We start from the raw sequence: 11,375 nt of genomic DNA on the forward strand, positions 1-11,375 counted from the left end.
CCACCTGATGACTGTCCCAACAGGCTGCATGCATCCCTGCTGGCCAATGCGAAGATTTTGCCGCGCGCCAGACAGGGAGCTGCTTTTCAACAGAGTCGGCAGGAAGCAGCCTCGGGTCAACGTCTCTCCTGCTGTTTCTGGCCAATAGCCGCCTATCGCCAAGGGCAGCTCCGGGTCGGCAACCGACCTACAGAGGAAGCAGAAAACATCCAGGTTCAGTCGTCTATGAATAACGGAAGGCCCCTTGATCGGTTACAACACCATGCATCGCAACAGCTAAGCTTTTTCCAGTGAACCTCGCCTTTCAAGGGTGACTCCATGAACAGCGCCCCGCTGTCTGAACTCGATGCCGCGCTACCGGGTCTGGCTCGCAAGATCCGTGTACTGGATGCCCTGTCCTGGCCGGATGGCGTCGAGGAAGTTTTCCTGGCGCATTGGCGTGACGGCAAAGCGCAATTGCCCAGCGTCCAATTGCGCCCCCGCGATCACAGTGCCGACATCGCCGCTCTGGAAGCCTTTATCGGGCGTTGCGATCTGGGGCATCCCGCCGGGAACTATCTCGCCATGACCGCGCGTAGCTATGCCACGGCCGGACGCCTGCTGGGGGCGATTGGCACTCCCGCCTTTACTCGCTATTCATCCGCGTTGTACCGACGCCCGGATTTCTATTATTCGAACCAGAAACTCAGCATGCTGGACGCGGCCCAATTCTTTCTCACCACCACCGACGCCCTGCTGGGGGGAGCGCGTATTCCACCGACCCAGGCTGAGATCCCGGCCGAGGCGTTCGCCGCCTGGATGCAGCCGGAACTGGACCGTTTCTTCGGCGAGGGCCGGGTCACGGTCGTGCTCGACCCGACCCTGGCGGCCAAGGCGATCGCCGGGGCAAGCCGCATACGCCTGCGTGCCGGCGCCCTGTTCTCTGAACTGGACAAGAATCAGTTATTGCAGCATGAGGCCTTCGTGCATGTGGCTACCGCGCAAAATGGCGCGCTCCAGCCCAACCTCAAAAGCCTGGGCCTGGGAGCGCCACGCACGACTCAAACCCAGGAAGGCATTGCCACCCTGGCCGAACTCTTCACCGGCAGCATGGATATCAGCCGCTTGCGCCGCCTGGCCCTGCGCGTGCTGGCGGTCCAGCAAGCGTTGGACGGTGCCGACTTCATACAGGTATTCGAGGGTTTTCTTGCCGCCGGCCAGTCCCAAGAGGAGTCCTTCCGCTCAACCCAGCGGATCTTCCGTGGCGCCGATCTACGGGGTGGTTCGGCGTTTACCAAGGATGCCGCTTACCTGACGGGCTTGCTGGGCGTCCATACCCTGCTGCGCATCGCGATCCGCGACAATCGACCGGAACTGGTAGGGCATTTGTTTGCCGGGCGTCTCAGCCTGGCCGACACCGTACGCCTGGCGCCGCTATTCGAGTCCGGCTGGCTCCAGGGCCCCGTCCATCTACCGGCCTGGGCCTGCGATCTACGTCGGCTCGCCGCCAACCTGGCCTTCTCCGCATTTATCGCCCAGATAAAACTGGATGTACTCGACCTGGAAGTGTTCATGGCATTTGCGGACGAGCACGAAGACGATGCCAGCGCCCTGTGATCATGGGCATCGCTCTCATGTATCACAGTGTGTCTGCATGACGTCCCGCTACATAAGCTTTCATCCCCCTAAAAACCCGACACATCCCAGATACGTCTCTGCCTCCAAATGCACCCACGGTTGAAGTGGATCACCCCGATCCCCTACCCCACACGCTGCATTCAATGGAGAGACCAGCATGAAACTGCTCAACCCCACTACCGGCAAAATCGGCTCATCAATCCTGGCGCTCACCCTGTTCGGCCTCCTCGGCACCGCCCAGGCGCAAACGACCACTGCAGTACCGCCAGAAGCGAAGAGCGCCAACACCCCTTACGCAGCCCCCTCGCCTTTCGGCCCGCTGAAACACGTCGAGGCCGGATTGCTGAATGTGGCCTATGCCGAAACCGGCCCCGCCGATGGCCCGGTGGTGATTCTGCTGCATGGCTGGCCGTACGACATTCACAGTTATGACGAGGTCGCGCCCTTGCTGGCGGCCAAGGGGTATCGGGTGTTGATGCCTTATGCGCGGGGTTACGGCGATACGCGTTTCCTGTCGGCGAACACCCTGCGCAACGGTCAGCCGGCCGCGCTGGCCAGTGATGTCATCGATTTCATGGACGCACTGCAGATCAAGCAGGCGGTGCTCGGCGGTTATGACTGGGGCGCACGTTCGGCGGATATCGTGGCGGCGCTGTGGCCGGAACGGGTCAAGGCGCTGGTGGCGGTCAGCGGCTATCTGATCGGCAATCAGGCAGCCGGGCAGAACCCGCTGCCGCCCAAGGCCGAATTGCAGTGGTGGTATCAGTTCTATTTCGCCACCGATCGTGGCCGCGCCGGCTACGCCAAAAACACCCACGACTTCGCCAAATTGATCTGGCAACTGGCGTCGCCGAAATGGACGTTCGACGACGCCACCTTCGAGCGCAGCGCCCAGGCCCTGGACAACCCCGACCATGTGGACATCACGGTGTTCAACTACCGCTGGCGCCTGGGGCTGGTCCAGGGCGAAAGCCGCTACGCCGCGCTGGAGCAGAAACTGGCCACGGCGCCGGCCATCGGCGTGCCGACCATCGCCCTGGAAGGCGATGCCAACGGCGCGCCGCACCCGGCTCCCGAGGATTACGCCAAGCGCTTTACCGGTAAATACCAGTTCCGCCTGATCAGCGGTGGCATCGGCCATAACCTGCCGCAGGAAGATCCGCAGGCGTTCGCCAAGGCGGTGATCGATGCGGATCATCTTTGAATGAGCGGCTTCGGTAACTGATCCATCGCCGCTTCCGAGAGCCCGCGGGCAGGCCTGTCGACATTGAGCAGGCTGTGCCCGCGGCCCCAGTAACGCGCTTGCTCATCGACAAGCCTTCTCCCTCGACCGGTCCCAGACGCTCCTTTTCGAAAACATGGCTTGCTCAATATATATGGATATCCGTATATTCGGTTTTCCATATTCATGAGCCACCCCATGATCACTCCCCCCGAGGTTTTCAAGAGCCTGGCCGACGAGACCCGCGCTCGCGCCACCCTGCTGATCGCCCATCAAGGCGAGCTGTGCGTGTGCGAACTGATGTGCGCCTTGAGCGACAGCCAGCCGAAGATCAGCCGCCATCTCGCCCAGTTGCGCAGCAGCGGCCTGTTGCTGGATCGCCGTCAGGGCCAGTGGGTCTATTACCGGCTCAATCCGCAGTTGCCGGCCTGGGTCCACGACATGCTGCAGCTGACGCTGAAGGCCAATGCGGGGTGGCTGGAAGACAACGCCGCCCGCCTGCAGAACATGGACGGCCGCCCCGTGCGCGACGCGTCCTGTTGCTGAACTTTTGACATTCGCCTCGACGCCATAGGAGCCACCATGCGAGTCCTGTTCATGTGCACCGCCAACAGCTGTCGCAGCATTCTTTCCGAAGCGCTGTTCAACCACCTGGCGCCGCCGGGTTTCACCGCGGTGAGCGCCGGGAGCTTTCCCAAGGGGCAGGTGTTGCCGCGCAGCCTCAGCACCTTGCAGCAGGCCGGCATCGCCATCGCCGGCTTGAGCAGCAAAGGCAACGACGCCTTCGCCGACAACCCGCCGGATATCGTCATCACCGTCTGTGACAAGGCCGCAGGCGAAACCTGCCCGGTGTATTTCGGCCCGGCGCTGAAGGCCCACTGGGGGCTGGAAGATCCTTCCGAGGTCAAGGGCGACGAGACCACCGTCGACGCCGCCTTCCGCGCCACCCTGGCGCATATCGAGCGGCGCTGCAAAGCCTTCCTCGCCCTGCCCTTCACCACCCTCGGCCGCGACGAACTCCAGCGCGAGCTGGACCGTATTGGCGCTCTCTGAGCCGGAGAATCCATGTCGGAACAACTGCCCAACCTCGACCTTTCCCTGTTCGACACGCTCCCGGCCGCCAGCCGCTCCGGCAGCCACAAACCGCGCATCCTGCTGCTCTACGGATCCACCCGGGAACGTTCGTTCAGCCGCCTGCTGGTGGAAGAAGCGGCACGCCTGCTGGAGCACTTCGGTGCCGAAACCCGGGTCTTCGATCCTTCAGGGCTGCCGCTCCCCGACGATGCCCCCGTAGAGCATCCGAAAGTGCAGGAACTGCGGGAACTGATGCAATGGTCGCAGGGCCAGGTCTGGTGCTCGCCGGAACGCCATGGCGCGATGTCCGCGGTGTTCAAGGCGCAGATCGACTGGATTCCCCTGGCGCTCGGCGCCCTCCGCCCCACCCAGGGCAAGACCCTGGCGGTGATGCAGGTCTGCGGCGGCTCGCAGTCCTTCAACGTGGTCAATCAGCTGCGGGTGCTGGGCCGCTGGATGCGCATGTTCACCATTCCCAACCAGTCCTCGGTGCCCAAGGCCTACCTGGAGTTCGACGATGCCGGGCGGATGAAACCCTCGGCGCTCTACGACCGCGTGGTCGATGTAATGGAAGAACTGGTGAAGTTCACCCTGCTGTTGCGCGATCACCAGGAGGTCCTGGTCGATCGCTATTCCGAGCGCAAGGAGAGCGCCGAACAGCTCAGCGCCCGCGTCAACCAGCGCTCGATCTGAGGCCGCCGCGCCTGGCGCGGCGAATCAACGGCTTAGGCCCGCCGCGCCAGCAGCAACACCGAAGCCGCCGCCGACAACAACGCTGCGCAACACCGATTGAAGATCTTCTTGCCCCGCGGCTCGGCGAACCAGCGGCGCATGTGCAGGCCCATGTAGGCGTAGGCGCTGATGGCGATCCATTCCAGGACCAGGAACAAGGCGCCCAGCACCAGGAACTGGCCGGGAACCGGGGCCGCGGGGTCAACGAACTGCGGCAGGAAGGCGGTGAAGATCAGGATGGCCTTGGGATTGCCGATGGCCACCAGGAATTCCTGCCTGGCCAGGGCGGACAGCCCCAAGGGCGCGCTCTTGCTCTCGGTCTCGGCCTGGGTATCGGCGGTCCAGAGCTGATACGCCAGGTACAGCAGGTAGGCCGCGCCCAGGATCTTGATCCCGTAGAACAGCAGTTCCGAGGCTTGCAGCACCACCGCCAGGCCGGCCGAGGCCAGGGCGATCATCAGGGCGAAGGCGGCCAGGCGCCCGGCGCCCGCCAGGCAGGAGGTGCGAAAGCCGTAGGCGGTGGCGTTGCGGACCGACAGCAGGTTGTTGGGCCCCGGCGCCATGTTCAGGGCGAAACAGGCCGGGAGAAACAGCACCAGGGTGGCGAGGTTCATAGGGAGTCCATCTGCAAGGAATCGAACGGGTCGGGCTTGAAACATAAAGAGCATCAGGGCGCAATACAACCCGCATCCGCGACCCGGCCGTCACTAAAACCGTCGCCACCACCACGGTGTTCTAGGCTACTGAAAACCCGTTACCCTCTTCACCCCCACGCCATCGCAAGGAGCGCCCCATGGCCGATTTCCAGAACGCCCAGACCCTTGACGGTTTCACCATGAAGCTCTGGCGCGGCGAACGCATGTGCCTGATCGGCTTCGATGTCGAGAACCCTCCCGCGGACCTGGTGGGGTTCGCCATCGAATGCAAGTTCCCCGGCAGCGACGACTTCACGCCCCTGCCCAACCGCATCGCCTTCACCTACGACGAACCCGCGCACACCGCCGTCGATGGCACGCGCAAGTTCTCGTCGCTGGAAGCGCCGTTCCAGAAGTTTCGCTGGATCCACGTGCCCCATGATGTCGAGCACGGCACCTTCGTCTATCGGGGGCGGATGATGCATATGCCCAGCGATGGCCAGCTGGTCGCCGGCACCACCATCGAGCTGCCTATCGACCTCAACCCCACCAGCTACGAAGGCATCCTGGACGTTGGTTTCACCCGCGGTTTCACCTCCTCCCAGGCCTTCGTCGACCGGGTGCCGGCGGGCGTCGATGTGAATACCTATGGCAAGAGCCTGATTCCCTCGAAGACCAAGGACGGGCTCGACCACCCGAAGACCGAGACGGCCATGTACCAGTGGATGGGCTTCGAGGCCGTGGCCATGATTTTCGCGGTGCTGGACGAAGTGCAGCAGCAGCCGGACACCACCCTGGATGTCTTTGCCTATGACTTCAACGAACCGGACATCCTGGCCAAGATGGAGGCCCTCGGCGGCCGTCTGCGCATCATCATCGACGACGCCGGCGATCATGCCGCCCCCGACAGCTGCGAGACCCGGGCCGCCCAGCGCCTGACGGCCTCCGCCGGCGCAGCCCGGGTCAAACGCACCCATTTCAACGGCCTGCAGCATCACAAGGTGCTGATCGCCCGACGCAACGGCCAGCCTTACCAGGTGCTGTGCGGCTCCACCAACTTCAGCTTCCGTGGCTGTTATGTGCAGAACAACAATGCGCTGCTGTTCAAGCAGCCCGACGTGGCGGACCTGTTCGGCGAGGTCTTCGAGGCGTCCTTCAACGACCCCGAGCACTTCAAGGCAGGCGCCCTGGCGCAAAAATGGCACATCATCGAAACCGCGGTCGCCGGGGCGGCAGCGGGCCCGCGCCTGCACTTCTGCTTTTCGCCGCACGCCAGCAGCGATCTGTCGCTCGACCCGATCGGCAACGCCATCGACCAGGCGACCGATTCGGTGCTGTTCAATATCGCCTTCCTCAATCAGATCACCAGCGGCCCGCTGTACGACTCCATCAGCCACCTCTACAAGCGCCCGCTGTTCAACTACGGGGTTTCCGACAAGGCCTCGGGCATGGATGTGATCAAGCCGGACGGCACCTCGGCCGAGGTGGACTTCGCCTATCTGGCCAAGTACGCGCCGGAACCCTTTCGCAGCGAATGGTCGGGCGGCACCGGCATTTCCGTGCACAACAAGTTCGTCGTCACCGACTTCAACCTGCCCAGCGCCAAGGTCTTCACCGGCTCTTCGAACCTGTCGGTCTCGGGGGAGGAAAAGAACGGCGATCACCTGATCCTGATCGAGGACCAGAAAATCGCCGTGGTCTATGCCATCGATGCCCTGCTGATCTTCGACCACCTGCACTTTCGCAGCGCCATGCAACAGGCCTTCACCAACGGCGGGAACAACCAGAAGACACCGATCCCGCCCTTGCTGCTGAAAAAGCCCACGGCGATCTCGGGCAAGCCGGCCTGGTTCGAGGAGTACTACGCCGAAGGCTCGCAGAAACAGAACGACCGGCGCTTGTTCTCTCACTAGGGCAACCGGGAGGGCTTTGTGCCCTCCCGTCGCCTGTACGGGTCAGACCGAGAAGATCATGCAGCCGATGGCGCCGGCCTCATGGTAGATGGCCTGGCCGCTGTTCTCGGCCGTGAACCCGCGCAGCATGCGCTTGGCCTCGTCGCTATAGCCCAGGGCCACCACCCAGCGGGCCTCGACGGGCTCGGTGTATTTGGCGATCTTCTCGATGTCCTTGCGGGTTTCCGTCAGCAGTTTGCCGCCGGCGTTGGTGGCGCTCTCGACTTTCGCCTCGATGGCATAACTCTCGACGTTATGGCTGGCCAGCACATCCAGGCGCAGGGTCCGGTTCGGCGGCGGGTAAGGCACTTCGCGGGCGACGTCCATATGGGCCGCCCGCAGCAGCATGAGAAATTCGACCTGGAACCAGACGTCCCAGGCGGCGCCGGTACTGATGGCGGCCTCGATGCGCGAGTGGTCGCTCAAGATGATATGGCTGAGTTCGTTGTTGTTCATGGTGCGCTCCTTCTGCTGGATGGGTGCGGATAGGAACGCACCGGGCGCGGCGCTGTGAAGGCGAGGCCCGGGCGGCCCCGGCATAAAGCCGCTCGGGCGGAACGGTTCTGATTTACAATGCCCGCCCCTTTGGCCCAGGCGAGCGTGCCGTGGATGCTTTCGCGTTTGTCTACCCGCATCTGAACGAATGGCTGATCGAGCCGGTCAGCCGACAGTTTCTCGGCCTGTTCAACCTGAACGGCCGCCTCGGGGCCGGCTTCCTGCTGATTTCCTATGCCATTGCCTACGGCCTGTTCCGCTACCGCAAGCAGCACAGCCTGACCGAGGCCCGGACCTTCGGCCAGTTCATCGGCGGCCGCCGGGTGCACCTGCACCGCTCGGCGCTGCTGGATTACCGCTACTACTTCGTGCGCGCCATCCTCAAGGTCGCCCTGGTGCTGCCCATCGTCCATCTGGTCGACCCCTATATCCTGCGCTCCGGGGACTACCTGGCGTTCTTCGGCAATCTCTGGGGCGCCCGCCCGCGCCTTGGCGAAAACCTCGCCCTCGCCCTGCTGTACGGGCTGGGGCTGTTCCTGCTCAAGGACTTGATCCATTACTGGCTGCACCGGGCCTTTCACAGCCGCTGGCTCTGGGAATTCCACAAGGTCCACCATTCGGCGCCAGTGCTGGTGCCGGCGACCGCGAGTCGGGTGCACTTCGTGGAAAAGATCGTCGAGAAACTGGCGCTCACCGCGGGCCTGGGCCTGTATGCGGGTGGCTTCTGGTATCTCTGCGGCGGTGAGGTCGGCCGCTACACCCTGTTCGGCGTGACCTATCTGGTGTTCATCTTCAATAGCCTGGGGGCCAACCTGCGGCACAGCCATGTCTGGCTGTCGTTCGGCCCGCGGCTCGAGCATGTGCTGAACAGCCCGGCGCAACACCAGGTTCACCACAGCGACGCGCCGCGCCACTTCAACAAGAACTTCGCCATCAACCTGTCGCTCTGGGACTGGCTGTTCGGCACCCTCTATGTCACCACGCCGACCCCGGAACCCCTGCGCTTCGGCACCGGGGAACAGGACCAGCGGCGCTACCTGACGGTCTACAGCCTGATCGTCACGCCCTTTGTCGAGACCGCCCGCAAGCTCCTGCTCCTGGCCAGGCGCCCGCAACGGGTAGCCGTCCGGGGTCGCGTCAGGCCTTGAGGCTGTCCAGGGCGCGCTGGGTCACTGCCTCGATATAAACCGGATCGGCATAGATGCGCGCCAACAGGATCGCGCCCTCGTAGTCCGCCACCAGCTGGCGCCCCAGCGCCATGGCCTGCGCCTCGTCGAAGCGGTCGCGGAACAGCTGGGCGAAGGCCTGGGCCCAGTCATCGAAAAACGCCCGGATCGGTGCCATCAGCGCGCTTTTACCGTAGGCCGCGTCGACCGCGACCACGCCCATCAGGCAGCCGATGGAGTCGTCCTGGAACAGCCGAGCGGCCTTGCGCCCCATCTTCGTCAGGCGCTCGGCCGGGGTCAGCTTCTCGTCGAAGGCGGTCGCGAACAGCGCCTGGCCGATGCTCTGGTGGGTCCACTCCAGGACATCGCGCAGCAGCGACTCCTTGTTCGGGTAGTGGTGATAGAAGGAGGCCTTGGTGAAGCCGCAGGCCTCGGCCAGCACGTCCATGGTGGTGCCGTGATAACCGAGGCGCTTGAAGGTACTGGCGCAGCGTTGCAGCAGCTCGTCACGGGGAATTTTCAAAGGGCGCACGGGGGTTTCCTGCTCTCGATCACGGCCGGTGATTCTAGGGCATAAGCCATCCCCGCTCAATTTGACGCTAACCAAACGTTCGTTTAATTTCTCAAAACCAAACGAACGGTCAGTAACTTTCAAGCGCTGACCCACCCTCGATAGCCAGGAGAGCAAAGTGATGAGCGAAGCCAATAGCGGACCGGGCCGGGTCACCCGTGAACAGCGTGGACACCTGTGGTTGATCGGCCTGGACCGGGCCGGAAAACGCAACGCCTTCGACAGTGCCATGCTCAGCGACCTGGCCCTGGCCCTGGGCGAATACGAGCGCAACGACGAGCTGCGCTGCGCCGTGCTGTTCGCCCACGGCGAGCACTTCACCGCCGGGCTCGACCTGCTGGAACTGACGCCGAAACTGGCGGCCGGCGGCTTCCAGTACCCGGAAGGCGGCATCGACCCCTGGGGCGTTTCCCACCCCCGGCGCACCAAGCCCGTGGTCACCGCCGTGGAAGGCACCTGCTGGACCGCCGGCATCGAGTTGCTGCTCAACGCCGATATCGCCATCGCCGCCAGCAACGCGCGCTTCGCCCATCTGGAAGTGCTACGCGGCATTTCCCCAGCCGGCGGCTCCACCGTGCGTTTCACCCGGGCGGCCGGTTGGACCGATGCCATGCGCTATATGCTGACAGGCGAGGCGTTCGACGCGGCGGAAGCCCGGCGCATGCGCCTGCTGACCGAGGTGGTCGAACCCGGCCAGGCCCTGCCCCGCGCCCTCGAATACGCCGAGCGCATTGCCAAGGCCGCGCCCCTGGCGATCCGCGCCACCCTGCATTCGGCCTTCGAGGCCCTGGACGAAGGGGACGATTTCGCCCTGTCTAGACTCAACGAATACCTGCTCGGCCAGATCAAGAGCGAGGACGTCCGCGAGGGCGTGATGGCGATGATGCAAAAACGCGAACCGCAGTTCAAAGGCCGCTGACCCAAGCCTCTCCACCGCCCTGGCGCCGGCCCGATGACGCCCGCGCCAGGCAGTCCACCCAGCGGAACCCGACAGATGAAAGCGACTCCTCCCGCCCCGGACCCGACGATCCGGATGGAATCCATCCCCCTGCCCGCCCGCGATGGCTACCCGCTGATCGCCCAGCGCTACCTGGCCCCAGGCCCGGCCAAAGGCAACCTGATCGTGGCCGGCGCCACGGGCGTGCAGCAACGTTTTTACCGGCGTTTCGCCGAATACGCGGCGTGCCAGGGCTTCAACGTGCTGACCCTGGATTACCGGGGGATCGGCCAGTCCAAGCCGGCCAGTCTGAAGGGGTTTGCCATGTCCTACCTGGACTGGGCCAGCCTGGACCTGGCCGCCGCCGTCGATCTGCTGCGCCAGGAACCGCTGCCGCTGTATTGGGTGGGCCATTCGTTCGGCGGCCATGCCATCGGCCTGCTGCCCAACCACGAGGCCATCGCCGCCTGCTACAGCCTGGGCTGCGGCGCCGGCTGGAGCGGCTGGATGTCGAAGACCGAGGCCCTCAAGGTGCGCCTGCTGTGGACCCTGGTGCTGCCGCCGATCGTTGCCTGGAAAGGTTATATGGCCTGGAGCCTGCTGGGCATGGGCGACGACCTGCCCCTGGACGTGTACCGGCAATGGCGGCGCTGGTGCACCTACCCGCATTACTACTTCGACGACCCGGCCATGGCCCATGTCGCCGAGTTGTACGCCCAGGTGCGCACGCCGTGCCTGTTCGCCACCTCGGTGGACGATCCCTGGTCGCCGCCCCGCTCCCGGGACGCCTTCGTCAAGAGCTACCGCAATGCCCCGCTGACCCGTCTCGACCTGCGCCCGCCGGCCGGCGGCAAGCCGTTGGGGCATATGGGCTATTTCCGCGACAGCTCGCAACCGCTGTGGGACGACATCCTGCACTGGCTGTTGAGCCATGGGCCGGCGCCCGTTGCGCCTTAGCCGGCAGCCGACGACAG

12 protein-coding genes are annotated in these 11,375 nt (G+C 64.3%); 9 read left to right on the top strand and 3 right to left on the bottom strand.

Annotated features, from left to right (window positions below):
- Positions 1–318 precede the first annotated feature (318 nt).
- From ACQKQA_RS00820 to arsH, 5 genes are all read left to right on the top strand, one after another.
- Entirely contained in the window at positions 319–1,596 is a 1,278-nt protein-coding gene (locus ACQKQA_RS00820; protein ID WP_427552435.1) for a flavohemoglobin expression-modulating QEGLA motif protein, read from the top strand.
- Between the two features lie 178 nt (positions 1,597–1,774).
- Entirely contained in the window at positions 1,775–2,821 is a 1,047-nt protein-coding gene (locus ACQKQA_RS00825; protein ID WP_427552436.1) for an alpha/beta fold hydrolase, read from the top strand.
- Between the two features lie 216 nt (positions 2,822–3,037).
- On the top strand, positions 3,038–3,385 hold the full coding sequence (locus ACQKQA_RS00830) for a metalloregulator ArsR/SmtB family transcription factor (RefSeq protein ID WP_427552437.1): 348 nt from the start codon (positions 3,038–3,040) through the stop codon (positions 3,383–3,385).
- A gap of 36 nt (positions 3,386–3,421) precedes the next feature.
- Positions 3,422–3,892, top strand: coding sequence for an arsenate reductase ArsC (locus tag ACQKQA_RS00835; protein WP_427552438.1), 471 nt, complete (start codon positions 3,422–3,424; stop codon positions 3,890–3,892).
- A 12-nt stretch (positions 3,893–3,904) separates the two neighbouring features.
- Positions 3,905–4,606 carry an arsenical resistance protein ArsH gene (arsH, locus tag ACQKQA_RS00840; RefSeq protein ID WP_427552439.1) on the top strand — a complete coding sequence of 234 codons (702 nt, stop codon included), beginning with the start codon at positions 3,905–3,907 and terminating at the stop codon, positions 4,604–4,606.
- A 32-nt stretch (positions 4,607–4,638) separates the two neighbouring features.
- Here arsH and ACQKQA_RS00845 read toward each other — a convergent pair whose 3' ends face one another.
- Positions 4,639–5,259 carry a LysE family translocator gene (locus ACQKQA_RS00845; RefSeq protein ID WP_427552440.1) on the bottom strand — a complete coding sequence of 207 codons (621 nt, stop codon included), beginning with the start codon at positions 5,257–5,259 and terminating at the stop codon, positions 4,639–4,641.
- Positions 5,260–5,438: 179 nt separating this feature from the next.
- Here ACQKQA_RS00845 and ACQKQA_RS00850 point away from each other — a divergent pair, with 179 nt between their 5' ends.
- Positions 5,439–7,193, top strand: a complete 1,755-nt coding sequence (locus ACQKQA_RS00850) for a phospholipase D-like domain-containing protein (protein ID WP_427552441.1) — start codon at positions 5,439–5,441, stop codon at positions 7,191–7,193.
- 42 nt (positions 7,194–7,235) lie between these two features.
- Here ACQKQA_RS00850 and ACQKQA_RS00855 read toward each other — a convergent pair whose 3' ends face one another.
- The gene (locus tag ACQKQA_RS00855) at positions 7,236–7,688 is read right to left on the bottom strand and encodes a hypothetical protein (RefSeq protein ID WP_427552442.1); all 453 of its coding nucleotides are present in this window, start codon (positions 7,686–7,688) and stop codon (positions 7,236–7,238) included.
- A gap of 149 nt (positions 7,689–7,837) precedes the next feature.
- Between ACQKQA_RS00855 and ACQKQA_RS00860 the strand changes: the two genes are divergently transcribed.
- Positions 7,838–8,875: a sterol desaturase family protein gene (locus tag ACQKQA_RS00860; RefSeq protein ID WP_427552443.1), complete on the top strand. Its 1,038-nt coding sequence runs from the start codon at positions 7,838–7,840 to the stop codon at positions 8,873–8,875.
- On the opposite strand, the gene ACQKQA_RS00865 is transcribed toward ACQKQA_RS00860, so the two are convergent.
- Positions 8,865–9,425 (bottom strand): TetR/AcrR family transcriptional regulator, encoded by a 561-nt coding sequence (locus tag ACQKQA_RS00865; protein ID WP_427552445.1) that lies wholly within the window; start codon positions 9,423–9,425, stop codon positions 8,865–8,867. The genes ACQKQA_RS00860 and ACQKQA_RS00865 overlap by 11 nt on opposite strands.
- 160 nt (positions 9,426–9,585) lie before the next feature.
- Here ACQKQA_RS00865 and ACQKQA_RS00870 point away from each other — a divergent pair, with 160 nt between their 5' ends.
- Positions 9,586–10,383 (top strand): crotonase/enoyl-CoA hydratase family protein, encoded by a 798-nt coding sequence (locus ACQKQA_RS00870; protein WP_427552447.1) that lies wholly within the window; start codon positions 9,586–9,588, stop codon positions 10,381–10,383.
- A 75-nt stretch (positions 10,384–10,458) separates the two neighbouring features.
- The gene (locus ACQKQA_RS00875) at positions 10,459–11,358 is read left to right on the top strand and encodes an alpha/beta hydrolase family protein (protein WP_427552449.1); all 900 of its coding nucleotides are present in this window, start codon (positions 10,459–10,461) and stop codon (positions 11,356–11,358) included.
- The last annotated feature ends 17 nt before the right edge of the window (positions 11,359–11,375 follow it).

This window comes from Pseudomonas sp. NPDC089530 (assembly GCF_050280705.1).
GTDB lineage: Bacteria > Pseudomonadota > Gammaproteobacteria > Pseudomonadales > Pseudomonadaceae > Aquipseudomonas.